General features: G+C 69.0%; 12 protein-coding genes. 3 read left to right on the top strand and 9 right to left on the bottom strand.

From position 1 onward, the window contains the following. Positions 1-75: 75 nt before the first annotated feature. Complete coding sequence (locus AWC27_RS25725; RefSeq protein WP_085673148.1) at positions 76-765, bottom strand: hypothetical protein; 690 nt, start codon at positions 763-765, stop codon at positions 76-78. Further along, positions 762-1,397, bottom strand: coding sequence for a hypothetical protein (locus tag AWC27_RS25720; RefSeq protein WP_085673147.1), 636 nt, complete (start codon positions 1,395-1,397; stop codon positions 762-764). Before AWC27_RS25720 ends, AWC27_RS25725 begins: the two co-directional genes overlap by 4 nt. 42 nt (positions 1,398-1,439) lie before the next feature. Between AWC27_RS25720 and AWC27_RS25715 the strand changes: the two genes are divergently transcribed. Next, positions 1,440-3,425 carry a M13 family metallopeptidase gene (locus tag AWC27_RS25715; protein ID WP_085673145.1) on the top strand — a complete coding sequence of 662 codons (1,986 nt, stop codon included), beginning with the start codon at positions 1,440-1,442 and terminating at the stop codon, positions 3,423-3,425. Here AWC27_RS25715 and AWC27_RS25710 read toward each other — a convergent pair whose 3' ends face one another. The 7 genes from AWC27_RS25710 to ricR form a co-directional block, all read right to left on the bottom strand. Further along, positions 3,426-4,160 (bottom strand): O-methyltransferase, encoded by a 735-nt coding sequence (locus AWC27_RS25710; RefSeq protein ID WP_085673143.1) that lies wholly within the window; start codon positions 4,158-4,160, stop codon positions 3,426-3,428. It abuts the gene before it with no gap. Continuing rightward, on the bottom strand, positions 4,157-5,386 hold the full coding sequence (locus tag AWC27_RS25705) for a cytochrome P450 (RefSeq protein ID WP_085673141.1): 1,230 nt from the start codon (positions 5,384-5,386) through the stop codon (positions 4,157-4,159). The genes AWC27_RS25710 and AWC27_RS25705 overlap by 4 nt, the downstream gene beginning before the upstream one ends. Positions 5,387-5,688: 302 nt before the next feature. Further along, entirely contained in the window at positions 5,689-7,917 is a 2,229-nt protein-coding gene (locus AWC27_RS25700; protein ID WP_085673139.1) for a molybdopterin-dependent oxidoreductase, read from the bottom strand. Continuing rightward, positions 7,904-8,500 (bottom strand): TetR/AcrR family transcriptional regulator, encoded by a 597-nt coding sequence (locus tag AWC27_RS25695; protein ID WP_085673209.1) that lies wholly within the window; start codon positions 8,498-8,500, stop codon positions 7,904-7,906. Before AWC27_RS25695 ends, AWC27_RS25700 begins: the two co-directional genes overlap by 14 nt. 89 nt (positions 8,501-8,589) lie before the next feature. Next, positions 8,590-9,576, bottom strand: coding sequence for a L,D-transpeptidase (locus AWC27_RS25690; RefSeq protein ID WP_085673137.1), 987 nt, complete (start codon positions 9,574-9,576; stop codon positions 8,590-8,592). A 122-nt stretch (positions 9,577-9,698) separates the two neighbouring features. Beyond that, entirely contained in the window at positions 9,699-10,952 is a 1,254-nt protein-coding gene (locus tag AWC27_RS25685; protein ID WP_085673135.1) for an MFS transporter, read from the bottom strand. Positions 10,953-11,028: 76 nt separating this feature from the next. Beyond that, positions 11,029-11,319 (bottom strand): copper-sensing transcriptional repressor RicR, encoded by a 291-nt coding sequence (gene ricR, locus AWC27_RS25680; RefSeq protein WP_085673133.1) that lies wholly within the window; start codon positions 11,317-11,319, stop codon positions 11,029-11,031. A 100-nt stretch (positions 11,320-11,419) separates the two neighbouring features. On the opposite strand from ricR, the gene ilvD reads away from it, so the two are divergent. Together ilvD and AWC27_RS25670 are read left to right on the top strand one after the other, a co-directional pair. Next, positions 11,420-13,114, top strand: a complete 1,695-nt coding sequence (gene ilvD / locus AWC27_RS25675) for a dihydroxy-acid dehydratase (protein WP_085673131.1) — start codon at positions 11,420-11,422, stop codon at positions 13,112-13,114. Between the two features lie 49 nt (positions 13,115-13,163). Beyond that, positions 13,164-16,526: a PE family protein gene (locus AWC27_RS25670; RefSeq protein WP_085673130.1), complete on the top strand. Its 3,363-nt coding sequence runs from the start codon at positions 13,164-13,166 to the stop codon at positions 16,524-16,526. Positions 16,527-16,536 lie beyond the last annotated feature (10 nt).

Genomic DNA, 16,536 nt, shown 5'->3' with positions numbered 1-16,536 from the left:
GGGCCGGTGGCCCGCATCGTCGCTAGCTGGACCCGATGGCGCCGCTCCTCAGCGGGCCGGTGGCCCGCATCGTCGCTAGCGCGCGCTGATCGGCGCCACGTCCAGCACCAGCCAGTCATTGCCGCGCTTGGTCAGCGCCACCCGAACCGCCGGCGCCGCCTGACTGCTCGGCTGGCCGGGCACGTTCTGGGTGACCCGCAGGATGACCGCCACACTGGCCGCCGAGGGACCCAGCGCCTCCGCCCCGGCCGACAGCGTCGCGGCCTGCGCGGTGACCTTGCGCTGCGCCAGGTCGGCGCTGGATTTGGTGTATTGCTCCTTGAACGCATCGGCACGTTCGGGCACCATCATCGCCGCGGCCTTGTCGACGGAGGCGTTGGGCGCGGTCGGCGAGAACGACGCCACCGCCTCGGCCATCCCCGAAGCGACCTGTACCACCGTGCGGGAGTCCCGCTTGAAGTCCTCATCCGGCGTCGTCCAGTGGTTGTAGCCGGTGAGCACCGCCGCCGACAGGGCCGCGGTGCACAGGAAGGCAACCGCCAGCCGCAGCCCCGGCGCGTCGTCGTCGGTGCCAATCGTCACCGCATCGCGGCGGAACAGCCAGAAGTTGATCGCCATGCCCTCGACGATCAGCAGCACCAGCACCGAGCACGCCGACACCCACCACCACGGCCACTCGAGGACGAGGCCGATCGCCACCAGCGCGCCGATCGCGGCCACTGGAGCTGCGATATCGAAGGCCGCAAGCCGCCACGCATTCCTCATCGGATGGTCTCCAGCTGGGAGATCATCAGCTTGCCGTCCACGTTGGACACATCGAGGCGCAGGCTCCAATGCACGGTCTGGGGTTTGGCGCCGGCGTTCTCGGCGACCGATGTGGCCACCACCATCACCGAGTCGGTCCGGGTCGCAAACGCCGGCAGTTTCGTCGTGACCACGGGCCGCGACGCGCCGGGCTGGGTGTCCAGGTCGTGGTGCAGGGTTTCGACGGCCACTGCGTCGATGCGGCCGGTGCTGTGCGTCTGCAACTTCTCCACCACCTGCCGGTAAGGCTGTACGGCCGCGTCGAAGTCGGTGTTGAGTTGTCCGACCGTCCCGTCGTGCAGGCGCTGCAGACTCGCGTCGACGTTGCCTGCGTTCATGTTGATCAGCACATCCGTCCAGGCGGCTGCGGCCGCGATGACGCGGGTCAGGTAGGCACGTTCGCCGGTGGCGTCGCGGTGCGCGTTCCAGATGAATACCGCCAGCACGATCGCGGCGACCGAGACCAGGCCCAGCACGGTCGAGGCGATGCCGTAGCTGGAGAACATGCCGCCCGCCGCGCTCTCGGCTTCGTCTATGTCCACTTCGTCGTCGGCCGCGTCGGTGTCCGGCTCGGTTTCGTCCAGGTCAGGCATGGGCCGATCGTTGCACCCGAAACGAGATGGAAGGATGGCGGGGTGACTGTAGAGGCCATCCGCTCGGGCATCGAGCTGACCTATGTCGACCCCGATGCCCGTCCCCAAGACGACTTGTTCGGCCACGTGAACGGCCGCTGGCTGACCGAATACGAAATCCCCGCCGACCGCGCCACCGACGGCGCCTTCCGGGTCTTGTTCGACCGGGCCGAGGAGCAGGTGCGCGACCTCATCACCGAAGCGAGCCAGTCCGGCGCCCGGCAAGGCACCGACGAGCAGCGCATCGGCGACCTCTACGCCAGCTTCCTCGACGAGGAAGCCGTCGAGCGTCGCGGCGTGCAGCCGCTGCTCGATGAGTTGGCCACCATCGATGCCGCCGCCGACCGGGCCGCGCTGGCCGCAACCGTCGGCGCCCTGCAACGCACCGGGGTGGGCGGTGGCGTCGGACTCTACGTCGATACCGATTCCAAAGATTCGACCCGGTACCTCGTGTACTTCTCCCAATCGGGCATCGGATTGCCCGACGAGTCCTACTACCGCGAAGCCCAGCACGCCGAGTTGCTGGCCGCCTACCCCCGACACATCGCCCGGATGTTCGGCCTGGTGCTGGGGGGCGATCCCGCCGAGCACGCCGACACGGCCGCCCGCATTGTGGCGCTGGAGACCAAACTGGCTGCGGCGCACTGGGATGTGGTCAAGCGCCGCGACGCCGAGCTCACCTATAACCTGCGCACGTTCGCGCAGCTGCAGACCGAGGGGGCGGGCTTCGACTGGTCCGGCTGGGTGAGCGCGCTGGGCACCACACCCGAGGCGGTCTCGGAATTGGTTGTGCGCCAACCTGATTACTTCACCACGTTCGCCGAGTTGTGGGCCGGCGAAGATCTTGAAGACTGGAGGCGCTGGGCGCGCTGGCGGTTGATCCGGGCCCGTGCACCCTGGCTGACCGACGAACTCGTCGCCGCCGACTTCGACTTCTACGGCCGGCAGTTGACCGGCGCCGAACAGATCCGCGACCGCTGGAAGCGGGCGGTGGCGCTGGTCGAAAGCCTCATGGGCGACGCGGTCGGAAAGCTTTATGTGCAAAGGCATTTCCCGCCGGACGCCAAAGCGCGGATCGACGCCCTGGTGGAAAACCTGCAGGAAGCCTACCGGATCAGCATCAACGAGCTGGACTGGATGACCCCGCAGACCCGGCAACGCGCGCTGACCAAGCTGGAGAAGTTCACCGCCAAGGTGGGCTACCCGGTCAGCTGGCGGGACTACTCGAAGCTGGTGATCGACCGCGACGACCTCTACGGCAACTTCCAGCGCGGCTATGCGGTCAATCACGACCGTGAGCTGGCCAAGCTGGGTGGCCCGGTCGACCGCGACGAATGGTTCATGACCCCGCAGACCGTCAACGCCTACTACAACCCCGGCATGAACGAAATCGTCTTTCCCGCAGCGATTCTGCAGCCACCGTTCTTCGACGCCGAGGCCGACGACGCCGCCAACTACGGCGGGATCGGCGCGGTGATCGGACACGAGATCGGGCACGGGTTCGATGACCAGGGCGCCAAGTACGACGGCGACGGCAACCTGGTCGACTGGTGGACCGATGACGACCGTACCGAATTCGGCGCCCGCACCAAAGCGCTGATCGAGCAGTACGAGACGTACACGCCGCGAGCCCTCGACAGCAGCCACCATGTCAACGGCGCGTTCACCGTCGGCGAGAACATCGGCGACCTGGGTGGGCTGTCCATCGCGTTGCTGGCCTACCAGCTGTCGCGAAACGGCGAGCCCGCTCCGGTCATCGACGGCCTGACCGGGGTGCAGCGCGTGTTCTTCGGCTGGGCGCAAGTGTGGCGGACGAAATCGCGTGACGCTGAGGCGATCCGGCGACTGGCAGTGGACCCGCACTCACCACCGGAATTCCGGTGCAACGGCGTCATCCGCAACGTTGACGCCTTTTATGAGGCGTTCGATGTCGCCGAGGATGACGCGTTGTTCCTGGAGCCGCACCGCCGGGTTCGCATCTGGAATTAGTCAGCTGCCCAAGTACTCCGACTCCAGCACCAGGTCGGGTAATGCTTGGTATTCGACCCGCGCCTCATGCTCGATGGTGTTCCATAGGATGCCTTGTTGGCCGCTCATGTATGCGCGGTAAGCGGGCGAGCCCGGCCACATGACGTTATCTGCGACCACGATCGAGCCCTGGTGCAGCCAGCCGCGGTTCAAAATGTGCTGCAGGTCGGCCAAATAAGCTTCTTTATCGTGGTCTATGAACACGAAATCCAGCTTTCCGCAACAGAATCCGTGTTCATTGGCCAGCGTGTCGAGGGTACGGCCGCCGTCACCGATAGTGCCCACCACACACGTCACCCGGTCGGCGACGCCGGCGTGTGCCCAGATCCGTCGGGCGTTGGCAGCGTTTGCTTCGGCGAACTCGATCGAATACACCTTGGCCTTCGGAGCGGTTCGGGCGATTCGCAGCGCGCTATACCCACAATAGGTTCCCAATTCGAGCGCCACTGCCGGGTCGGCGCGCCGTACCGCGGCATCGAGCAGCGGCCCCTTCTGATCGCCGACGTTGATCAAAAGCGCTTTCTCGTAAGCGAACCTGTCGAGTGCCGCCAGTGCACCGTCGACGTCACCGGCGCGAGCTTGCTCCAGTACGTAGTCGACGGCCGCCGCTTCGCGCCCGTCGCCGATCTGGCCGGTCGCCGGGATATTGCGCAGTTCCATCAACAGCGACCAGGAAGAGCGATCGTTTGCGGTCATCTGAGCGAAAATCGAATCGGTAGTTGCTTGAGGCCGCCCACCCATACCGCGGGGTAGTAGGTCGGATCGCCGTCCAGTTCAATGCTTTTCAGCCTCGGCAACAGCTGGCCGAAGAGGCTGTACATTTGCATACGGGCCAGCGCCGCCCCCAGGCAGTAGTGCACACCGTGACCGAAGCCCAAGTGTTTGTTGAGTTTACGTCCGATGTCGAATTTGAACGGGGCGTCGAAGACATCCTCGTCGTAGTTCGCCGAGACATAGGACAGCAGCACGGATTCGCCTGCGGCGATCGGTGTTCCACGCACGACCGTGTCCCTGACGGCCGTCCGCATGAACTGCTTGGTCGGGGTGACCCAGCGGATCATCTCTTCGCACGCCGTCCCCGTCAGGCGGGGCTCATTGCGCAGCCGCTCGAACTGGTCGGCGTTTTCCATCAGTGCGAGCAGCCCGCCGGACATGGCCGAACCGACGGTGTCGTGGCCTGCGGTCGCAAAGATCGTGAAGTAGGACAACACATCGACGAGATCCAGTGGCTTGCCGTTGATTTGAGCATTGGCGATTGTCGATGCGAGATCCCCGGTCGGATGCCGGCGCCTCGATGCGGTGACACCGGCGAAGTATTGGTATGCCTTCATGGTGGCGGGCAGATGAACAGCGCTGCCAGTGGCTGCGCCGGCCTCCCCGTCATCGCGGCCGAACATCTCTCTGGTCAGCCCGCGCACGTGGGGAATGGCCGACTCCGGCAGACCCAAGAGCGCCATCATGACCGCCAGCGGGTAGTCGACCGCGATCTCCTTGACGAAGTCGCACTCACCGCCGGCTGCCAGCATCTTGTCCACATATGTCTTGGCCAGCTCGTCGACGCTGGCCTGTATGTGCCGCAACGACCGGGGACTGAACCAGTCCGCGGTGATCGCGCGCAGCCTGCGGTGGTCCGGGTCGTCCACGTGTACCAGCGAGCGCCCGCTGGTCACGAACGGCTCGATACCACGCGCCGCCAGAAATGGACGGCGTGCGTTGGTGAACAGCTCATGGTTGCGTTCGATGGCCGCAATGTCGGCGTACTTCGTGATCGCCCAAAACGGCCGATAGTCTGGCACATCAACCCAGGACACGGGGGCCCTGCGGCGCAGGTGAGATAGTGCAGCGTGTAGCCGCGGGCGGTCGGTGTATGCGAGCGGGTCCGCCAATACCTCGGCCGCTTCGTCCCTGGTCTTCGCGCTCATCGATGAGGCTTCCTGCCATGCTCGTATTTGAGGCCACAAGCCAGCTGTAACCGGCTTCGGCGCCGCCATGGTGGAGGAATTTATCAGCGGCTGGCAGGTGAACGGCATGGGAAAATCAGCAATTCGCGGTTGTGGAAACGGCCAACGTGCACATCACGTGGTCGCTGACGGGCGCGCCCTTTAGCGAATTCTTCTGCACCGACGCCTCTCCAACCAGCAATGCGTGACCAAACGAGTCACTTGACGACGCTAAGGAATTCGCAAGCCGGTGTCTATCAGAAGTTTCCGAATAAACGCTTGTGCTAGGCGCAAGCCTCGATTCGGGCGGGCACGTGCTTGTGCCACGGCGTGCCGGCGTAGGGGTCGCGCCAATCGGTAGAGGTCAGCGCGTTGGGCGCCACGCCCGGAATCACGGTGCGACCATCCTCGGCGACGTAGTCGAGCCCAAAACCGTTGGGCAGGGCGGCATGTCCGGCCAGCATAGTCTCGTTTATCTCGACGGTCGCCTCCGCGCTGCCGGCGGCGGTGGTGATCCGCGCCCGGCCGCCGTCGACAAGTCCGAGGGTCTGGGCGTCTTCCACGCTGACGCGCAGGGCCCCGTCGGCGTCGCGCTTGCGCCAGGACGGGTCCCGGAAGATGTCGTTGGCGGTGTAGGCGCGGCGTTCGCCGACTGACAACACGATCGGCATCTCGGCAGTGGTCAACTGCTGCGGCTCGGAGCTCAGTGCGCGGATGTCGTCCAGCATTTCGGGGATTTCCAGCGCGATCTTGCGATCGGAGTGGCTGATGAGCGCGAAGTCGTCCGCGTAGTTGTGGGCGGTGAACGTCACCCCCGACGGGCTGTTGAGGATCGCGTCGAACAGTGCGTTGCCATCGGCGTGGCCGGCCCGCCGGACGGCGTCCGGGTAGGTCATCGCCGTCTTCTGGGCCAGCCCCCACAGCGCGGCCGCACCGGCCAGTCCGTCCGGCAGCGTCGGACCCAGCGTTTCGTAAAGCACGTAGGGCAGCAGCTTCGCCACCGTAGGGTTTGACCCCATTGCGCCGAGGAAAGCCGCGGTGTACGCCTCGCGGCCTTGCTTGGCGGCTTCGCGCAGCGGTCGCAGATCCTCATCGGTGACGACGTCCAGCGCCCGTACCAGTCGCGCCCAGATCTCCGGTTCGGGCAAGGTGCCCGGCAGCGGTTCGAGCAATGGCCGGCGCAACTGAAAACCGTTGTGCGGGAACTCGAAATTGAAGAAGGTGGCTTCCGGCTTCTCGAACTGCGAGGCGGCCGGCAGTACGTAGTGGGCCAGCCTGGCCGTCTCGGTCATCGCGACATCCACGACCACCATCAACTCCAGCGCCTGGAAAGCCTTGCGACACGCGGTTGAATCGGCCAGCGAGTGAGCGGGGTTGCCACTTTCGACGATCATCGCCCGGAATCGGTCGGGATGGTCGGTCAGGATCTCTTCGGGGACGGCATTGGCCGGGATCAGCCCGGCAATGATAGGCGCCCCGGTGACCGGGGTGCGGCCCGAGACCGTACTAAACAGCGGCGCTAGTGACGAATGCAGATGCTGGCCACCCTTTTTCGCGAAGTTGCCGGTGAGGATCCACAGCATCTTGTTGAGATAGGAGCACAGCGTGCTGTTGGGTCCCTGCTGAACGCCGAGGTCTTCGAATACCGAGACGCTGTCAGCCGTACCGATGCGCCGCGCCGCGGCACGCAACAGCTCCTCGTCCACCCCGCACCGCTGCGCGTAGTCGGCGATCGGGACGTCGCGCAGCACCTCACGCACGGCCTCGGCGCCATGCACGCTTTCGGCGAGAAATGCTTCGTCGCAAAGGTTTTCCTGTACCAGTACCGCGGCCAGGGCCGCCAGGCACCAGGCGTCGGTGCCAGGGCGCACGCGCAGGTGGAAGTCGGCCATCTTCGCGGTGTCGGTGACCACCGGATCGATCACGATCATCGACCGCGCCGGATCCTTGGCTATCTCGTTGAGTACCACCCTGGCCCGCGGGAAGCTCTGCGACATCCACGGGTTCTTGCCGACGAACACCGACACTTCGGCGTGCTCGAACTCGCCGCGAGTGTGTCCGCCGTAGAGCTGCGCGTCCACCCATGCCTCGCCGGTTTTCTCCTGCGCCAACGCATTCGACCGGTATCGGGCACCCAAAGCCTTCAGGAATGCTCCGCTGTAAGCGCCGCCCAGATGGTTACCCTGTCCCCCGCCGCCGTAGTAGAAGATCTTGTCGCCGCCGTAGACGTCGCGGATGCGCTTGAACCCTTCGGCGATCTCGACAATCGCGGTGTCCCAGTCGATCTCCTCGTAAGTCCCGTCCGGGCGGCGGCGCATCGGCGAGGTCAACCGCGCGCGGTTGTTCTGATAGTGGTCCAGCCGCAACGCCTTATTGCAGGTGTAGCCCTGCGATCCGGGATGTTCCTTGTCGCCGCGGATGCGGGCCAGCCGGCGATCCTCGACCTGAACCACGATGCCGCAGTTGCATTCGCACAGGATGCAGGCCGTGTGCTGCCATTCAGTGGTGGTCATCGCGGTTCCCTTCGGGCAGTTGAGCCAGCAGCAAGTTGCGCAGCTGGTTGTGCATGGCATCAAGAGGGCTCAGGTCGCGCCTGACCCGGGCCAGTATTAGGGCGCCTTCCAGCGTCGAGGTGGCCAGGACCGCCAATTCGCCGGCCTGGTCGGGCGCGATCCCGTCGGCGACGAAACGCTGGGCAAGCAGCTCGCACCAGCGGTCGAATACGGCGGCCGCGCGCTCGACCACTGGGGCCATTCGCTCCCGGTCGGCCGGTTCCCCCGCCTCAACTGAGACCGCCGCTATCGGGCAGCCGGCGCGAAAGTCGCTGTCCTGCAATTGCTTACGGTACTTCTCGTGCAGGATGTCCAGCAGCTCAAGGCTTCCGGCGGCCTGTTCGATGATGGCGGCGACGTGTTCGCCGGCCAGGTCGACCGCCTCGGCCAGCAGCTGGCTCCGACCGCCGGGGAAGTAGTGGTAGGCCGACCCGCGCGGGGCGCCACTGTGCTCCAGCACGTCCGAGATCGCAGTCGCGTGCGCCCCACGCTCCCTGATCAGCAACGCGGCCGAGATCACCATTCGTTCGCGGGGGGTTGGCATATGTATGATGCTATACATAACAGGCGCGCAAGACTAGACACAAAATCGCCCCTTTCAATTCAGAAAGGGGCGATTCCGCAGCTGAGAAACTAGATCTGCCAGTCCTGGGCGCCGTCGTTCTTCGTGTAGGTCCCGACGGAGTTCTTCACCACGATGGGATCGCCACTGCCGAAGTTGTCGAAGAACCACTTCGCATTGGCCGGGCTCAGGTTGATGCAGCCGTGGCTTACGTCCCGCTTGCCCTGATCGCCCACCGACCACGGCGCGCTGTGCACGAAGTTGCCGCTGTTGTCGATCCGGACCGCATCCGAGACGGTCACCTTGTAGCCGTTCGGCGAGTTGACCGGAACCCCGTACGTCGAGGAATCCATCACCACCGTCGGCATCTTCTCCAGCACGTAGTAGGTGCCGTTCGGAGTCTGGTGGCCACCCGAGGCCATACCCATCGACATCGGGAAGGTCTGCACCACGGCGCCGTTGCGCGTGATCGTCATCTGGTGCGTCGCGTCGTCGGCGGTCGCCACCAGTGCATCACCGGTGTGGAAAGTCGAGACGGTACCGGCCGCATCGATGGTCACCTGGGTGTTGGCCGGCCAGAATTGCAGCGGACGCCAGCGCACCTGGGTCGGGCTCATCCAGTAGAACTTGCCCGGCACCGGCGGAATCGACGCGATGTGGATGGCGTGCTCGGCCATGCCCTGGTCGGCGATCGGTACCGCAAAGTTGATGATGATGGGCTTAGCCACCCCCACCATCGCGCCATTGACCGGGTTGAACGTCGGGGGACGGAACGGCGGGTTGCCGACGAACGGCGTCGGATCCTGTCCGGCGACCGGGCCCACCGGCACCGCCAGCGGGTCGGCTGGCGGCGGGGCGAGCGGATCGGGCAGCGGTGGCAGCGCCAACGGGTCCGGTGCGGGTGGATCCGCGGGTGCAACGACGCCCGGGTCGGCGGGTGCGTCCTCAGGGTCGGCCAGGGCCGGACCGGCGCCCAGCATCAGCACCGCAAGCACCCCGGCGGCGTTCAGAGCGGCGAAGAGGCGTCCCCTCGTGCGGACCTTTGTCCAGCGCGACATATGCCATCCCTCCAGTCACATTCGCTGACCAGTCTGGCATAGTGTGGCGCCCCGCTACCCGTGCAGCGGCCCGCGCGGACCCGCCCAGCGCTCGATCACGCGTCGCTGACCTGCAGCTTTCATCAGTCCTGTGAAATTGTCGCGGCAGCCCTGCCCGGAACCTCGATCAGCCGCTGGACGGCCGCCATCCCCAACAGCGCGACACCCATCAAGCCCGCCGACGCGGTCAGCATCATCGCCACACTGCGCTCATACAACAGCCCCCCGGCCAGCGACCCGGCCATGATGCCGACCTGAAAGGCCGTCACGTACAAGCCCGAGGCTCCGTCGGGGTCGTCGGCCCCGCTGCGCATCGCCGCCGATTGCAGCATCGGCGACACGGCGTTGGCCATGGCGCCCCACAGCACGATCCCGGCCGTTCCCAGCACCAGCGCCATTGTTGCGGTGCCGGACGCGCCGAAAGCCAGCGCGGCCAGCAGCGCCAGCGCGGCCGTCAGGCCGGCCATACAGAAGACGACCGCGCCGTTGGGCCGCCGGTCGAGCTGCCGCGCCACCAGGGCCACCGCGATCACACCTGCGACTCCGTAAGCCGCCAGCAACCAGGCTTGGCTGGGACCATGCACGCCGACGACTTGACGCAGGATTACCACGATGTAGGTGTAGGAGACGAAATGTCCGGTTACGCCGACCATGGTGATCACGCTGACCAGAACCAGTCGCCGATTTCGGTGGTGCCGGGCACGACGACCCACATGCTGCAAACGCTTGGCGTCGATCGCCATCTCCGGTAGCACCAGCCACGCCGCCAGCGTGATGGCGGCAGCCGCGACCGTGACACACACCGCCGCCAGCCGCCAGCCCCACATCAGGCTCAAAGCGACCGTGAGCGGGCTGCCCACCACCAGCGCCAGGCTCGTTCCGATGAAAGTCGATGTCATCGCACGCCCGGCGTGACTGGGCGGTACCAACCGGGTGGCCAGCGGCGCGATCACCGACCACAGCAACCCGTGCGTCACCGCGCACAGCACCCGTCCGGCGGCCAGCACCGCGAAGTTAGGCGCCAGCGCCGAGATGAGCTGCGAAATGGTCAGGCAGATCAGGCTGACCAACAGCGCCCGGCGGCGCGGCCAGTGCGCCGTCCAGCGCACCAACGGGACCGTTGTCAACGCCGCGACCAGCGCATACCAGGACAACAGCGTCCCCACCAGCACCACACTGACGTGCAGGTTGCGCGCCATCGCCGAAAGCGCGCCCACCGGCAGGATCTCGGCGGTGACATAGATGAAGGCGGCCGCGGCCAGCACAGCCAGCTGCGCAGCGATCCGTGGCGTCCATGGGCGTGCGGCAGTGGCGGGTATTGCGGCTTCGGTAGTCATAGCGTGGCGTGCCCACAACCGTACGCATCGCGGTAACGGCGGTTTCGCAACACGCCCAGGGGCGTACCCCAGTCAATCAGGAACGAACCAGGCGCGCGATGGCCGCCGACGCTTCGGCCAACTTGCTGTCGGCCTCGGTGCCGCCCTCGGCGACCGCACGCGTGACGCAGTGACTCAAGTGCTCATCGAGCAGATTCAACGCCACCGACCGCAGGGCGCTGTTGACCGCGCTGATCTGGGTCAGCACGTCAATGCAGTACTTGTCCTCGTCGATCATCCGCGCGATACCGCGGACCTGACCCTCGATGCGACGCAGCCGCTTGGCGTAGTTGTCCTTCTCCTGCGTGTATCCGTGTGGCGCCGTCATACCCGCATCCTACCCCATACCCCAGCGGGGTATTAGCCCCGCTCAGCGGCCGATTCTGGGCGGATTTTTTTGCGATGCCGGCGCACCGCATACTTGTGCAATGCCCGAAGCCGACATAAAACCACGCAGCCGCGACGTCACCGACGGCCTGGAGAAGGCCGCCGCCCGTGGGATGTTGCGTGCGGTAGGCATGGGCGACGAGGACTTCGCCAAACCACAGATCGGCGTCGCGTCGTCATGGAACGAGATCACGCCGTGCAACCTCTCCCTGGACCGGCTGGCCAAAGCGGTCAAGGAGGGAGTGTTCGCGGCCGGTGGCTATCCGCTGGAGTTCGGCACGATCTCGGTGTCCGACGGCATCTCGATGGGCCACGAGGGCATGCACTTCTCGCTGGTGTCGCGTGAGGTGATCGCCGACAGCGTGGAAACCGTGATGCAGGCCGAGCGGCTGGACGGTTCGGTGCTGCTGGCCGGCTGCGACAAGTCACTGCCCGGCATGCTGATGGCCGCCGCCCGCCTGGACCTGGCGGCGGTGTTCCTCTACGCGGGCTCTATCCTGCCGGGGGTCGCCAAGCTGTCCGACGGCAGCGAGCGCGAGGTCACCATCATCGATGCCTTCGAAGCGGTGGGTGCCTGCGCCCGCGGGCTGATGCCGCGCGAAGACGTCGACGCCATCGAGCGGGCGATCTGCCCCGGCGAGGGCGCGTGCGGTGGCATGTACACCGCCAACACCATGGCCAGTGCCGCCGAAGCCCTCGGCATGTCGCTGCCGGGCAGCGCCGCACCCCCGGCCACCGACCGCCGCCGCGACGGCTTCGCCCGCCGCAGCGGCCAGGCCGTCGTCGAGTTGCTGCGCCGCGGCATCACCGCCCGCGACATCCTCACCCGCGAGGCATTCGAGAACGCGATCGCGGTGGTGATGGCATTCGGCGGCTCGACCAACGCGGTGCTGCACCTACTGGCCATCGCCCACGAGGCCGACGTCGCGCTGACCCTCGACGACTTCAGCCGAATCGGCTCCAAGGTCCCACACCTGGCCGATGTCAAACCGTTCGGCCGCCACGTGATGTCGCACGTCGACCACATCGGCGGTGTCCCGGTGGTAATGAAGGCGCTGCTGGACGCGGGCCTGCTTCACGGCGACTGCCTGACGGTGACCGGCCAGACCGTCGGGCAGAACCTGGCGTCAATCGCACCGCCGGACCCGGACGGCAAGGTGCTGCGAGCGCTGGACAATCCCATTCATCCGACCGGGGGGATCACCATCCTGCGCGGCTCGCTGGCGCCCGAAGGTGCGGTGGTCAAGACGGCCGGTTTCGATTCCGAGGTGTTCGAAGGAACCGCAAGGGTTTTCGACGGCGAACGCGCCGCGCTGGACGCCCTCGAAGACGGCACGATCACCAACGGCGACGCGGTGGTCATCCGCTATGAGGGCCCCAAGGGCGGCCCGGGGATGCGCGAGATGCTGGCCATCACAGGCGCGATCAAAGGCGCCGGGCTGGGCAAGGATGTGCTGCTGCTGACCGACGGCCGGTTCTCCGGTGGAACGACCGGTTTGTGCGTGGGACACATCGCGCCCGAAGCCGTCGATGCCGGCCCGATCGCGTTCCTGCGCGACGGCGACCGGATCCGCCTCGACGTCAGCACCCGCACCCTCGACGTGCTCACCGATCCGGCCGAATTCGAGTCGCGGAAAAAGGATTTCACTCCCCCACCGCCGCGCTATAAGACCGGCGTGCTGGCCAAGTACGTCAAGCTGGTCGGCTCGGCCGCGATCGGGGCGGTCTGCGGCTAGCTAGCTGATTTCCAACCACGCCGTCAATTTCCGGCGATACCATCCCCGGGTGACTCATGTATTGGTCTCACCCGAGAGTATGGCCGCGGTGGCCGCCGACGTGCGTGGCATCGGCGCGCTGCTGACCAACGGGAACGCCGCGGCGGCCCGCACCACCACGAACCTCGCCAGCGCGGCGGCCGACGAGATATCCACCGCGGTTGCGGCCCTGTTCTCCCAGCACGCGACCAACTACCAGGCGCTGGCCGGCCAGGCCGCGGCCTTCCATGACCAATTCACGAATGCCCTACTGTCCGGAGCGAATTCGTATGCTTCCGCAGAGGCCACCAACGCCGCGGACGGATTGCTGGCGGTGATCAACGCACCCACCCAGGCTCTGCTGGGCCGCCCGCTGATCGGCAACGGTGCCAACGGCACCACCGTCAACGGTGTCGGGACGGCCGGTGGCGCGGGCGGCATCTTGTACGGCAACGGCGGTAATGGCGGGGCCAGCACCAACACCGGAGCCGTCGGCGGCGCCGGCGGGTCCGCCGGCCTGATCGGTAACGGTGGCATCGGCGGGCAGGGCGGGGGCGGCGCGACCGGCGGGGCCGGCGGCAACGCCGGGTTCTTGTGGGGAACCGGCGGTGCCGGTGGCGTCGGCGGCACCGGTGTCACCGGCGCGGCGGGCACCGTCGGCGGCACCGGCGGCGCTGGCGGCGCCGGTGGGGCCGCCAGCTGGTTGGGTGGGGCCGCCGGAGCCGGCGGGGCCGGCGGCGCCGGGGGCGCCGGCGGACAGGGCCTGGCCGGCCAGGCAGGCGGCACCGGTGGAGCCGGCGGCCAGGGCGGCGTCGGCGGCAGCGCCGGGCCGTTCGGCCACGCCGGCATCGGCGGTAACGGTGGCACGGGCGGCGCCGGCGGCGACGGCGGCGACGGCTTGCCCGGCGGCTTCAACAATCCGGCCCCCCGCGGCGGCGACGGCGGCACCGGTGGCGCCGCCGGGGCAGGTGGCAACGGGGGTGCCTTCGGCTTCAACGGCAACGGTGGCAGCGGCGGCGACGGCGGCGCCGGCGGTACCGGTGGAACCGGCGCCGCCCAGCTCGAAATCGGCCCTGGCAAGGGCGCCGGCCTGGGTGGGCACGGCGGCAACGGCGGCAACGCCGGCGCGGGCGCGGCCGCCGGCACCGGCGGGTTCGGCGGATCGGCCGGCGGCTACGGCGACGGCGGCCGCGGCGGCACCGGCGGCACCGGCGGGGCCGGGCTCAGTGGCGGGGCCGGCACCGGCGCCAACGGGACCGTGGCCGGGTCCGGGGGCCAGGGCGGAAACGGCGGCAATAGTGGTGCCGGTGGCACCAACGGCAACGGCGGCGACGGCGGCGCCGGTGGCGTGGGTGGCGACGGCGGCTCCGGCACCGCGGACACCGGCAGCGGCGGCGGTAACGGCGGCGACGGCGGGAAGGGCGGCCTCGGCGGCTTCACCGGCGCCGCCGGAACCGGCGGTAGCGGCGGGACCAACGGCACCGGCGGCACGGGCGGCGCCGGTGGGGCCGGCGGTGCCGGAGCCGTCGGCGCCGCCGAAACCGGACGCTCGGGCGGATCCGGCGGCCTGGGCGGCGACGGCGGCAACGGCGGCCCAGGCATCGCCGGTGGCACCAATGGCAATGGCGGGGCGGGTGGCGCCGGCGGCGCCGGCGGCGCCGGTGGTTCCGGCACGCCCGACATCGGCTCCGGTGGTGGTAGTGGCGGCCTCGGCGGCACCGGCGGCAGCGGCGGCAACGGCGGCTGGCCGGGCCAACGCGATGAACCGGCCAGTGGCATCGCGGGCATCGGCGGCGCGGGCGGGGCCGGCGGGGCCGGCGGGGCCGGCGCCGACGCCATCTCCGGGTCCGGCAATTCCGCCGGCTACGGCGGTGACGGCGGCTATGGCGGCTATGGCGGGTACGGCGGCAACGGCTGGAACGGCATCGGCGGCAATGGCGGTGCCGGCGGCGCGGGCGGTGTGGCAGGCCAGGGCGGCGTGTCCGGTTCCGGCGTCCGGGTTAGTTCCGGCTACGGCGGCACCGGTGGCGACGGCGGCGGCGGGGGCTACGGCGGGGCCGGCGGCATCGCCCAGCCGGGCTACATCGGCGGCGTCGGCGGCACCGGCGGCACCGGCGGTGATTCGGCCGGTGGTGTCGCCGGCAACGGCGGCAACGGCGGCACCGGCGGCGGTGGCGGTTATGGCGGTCCGGGCAGCGCATCCGCCGGCTACGCCGGCGGGATGGGCGGCACCGGCGGCACCGGCGGAGCCCCAGGCGCGGGTGCGACCCCGGGCGTCGGCGGCAATGGCGGCACCGGCGGCCAGGGTGGCGGTGGCGGCCAGGGCGACACGGGCGACGGCGGTGCGGGTTTTGCCGGCGGAATCGGCGGCACCGGCGGCAACGGCGGCGCCCCTGGTGCCGGCGGCACCGGCGGCAACGGCGGCACCGGCGGTTACGGCGGGCCCGGCGGCTATGGCGACGACGGCAACAACTCGGCCGGCTACGCGGGCGGAATGGGCGGTGCCGGCGGCACCGGCGGGACCGCCGCACCGGGCGGCATCGGCGGCAACGGCGGCGGAGGCGGCTTCGGCGGCACCGGCGGCGTCGGCGATGACGGCGACAACGCGGCCGGCTACGCCGGCGGGGCCGGCGGTGTGGGTGGTACCGGCGGTGTGGCCGGCCCCGGCGGCGCTGCCGCCGGTGGCGGTGGCCCCGGGGGTCTGGGGGGTAACGGCGGCTACGGCGGTACCGGTGGCACCGACCAAACCGGCTACCAGGGCGGAACCGGCGGGGCGGGCGGCGCCGGCGGCGCCGGCGGCGCGGCCGGCGCGGGCGCGGCCAACGGTGGTGGTGGCACCGGCGGCCAAGGCGGCGTGGGCGGCGGCGGCGGTGACGGCGGAACCAACGGCACCACCTACGACGGCTTGGCCGGCGGCCAGGGCGGCACGGGCGGCGCCGGCGGCGCGGCCGGACAAGCCGGCTCCGGCGCGGGCACCGCGGGAGCCGTCGGCGCCGGCGGCATCGGCGGCATGGGCGGCACCGGCGGCGTCGGCGGCACCGGTGACGATGCCGGCAACGGCGGCACCGGCGGCCAGGGTGGCACCGGCGGCGCGGGCGGCAACGGCGGCACCGGCATCGTCAACGGCCAGGCCGGCGGGGCCGGCGGGAAGGCCGGCAACGGCGGCACCGGCGGCACCGGTGGCAGCGCGTCAGGCTCCGGCAACGGCGGCAACGGCGGCACCGGTGGCGACGGCGGCGCGGGCGGCGTCGGCGGCAACGGCGTCGGCGCGTCCGGCGGCAAGGGCGGCACCGGCGGCCAGCCAGGCGGCGGCGGCCAGGGCACCGCACCCGGCGGCGTCGGCGGCGGCCCCGGAAACCTCGGCGCCGACGGCCTGGACGGACATACCGTCTAGCCTCGACAGC

Origin of the sequence: Mycobacterium szulgai, from assembly GCF_002116635.1 — a bacterium.
In the GTDB taxonomy this organism is placed as follows: Bacteria; Actinomycetota; Actinomycetes; order Mycobacteriales; family Mycobacteriaceae; genus Mycobacterium; species Mycobacterium szulgai.
The sequence above is the reverse complement of the archived record's forward strand: the minus strand, read 5'-3'. Positions and strand labels throughout refer to the sequence as shown.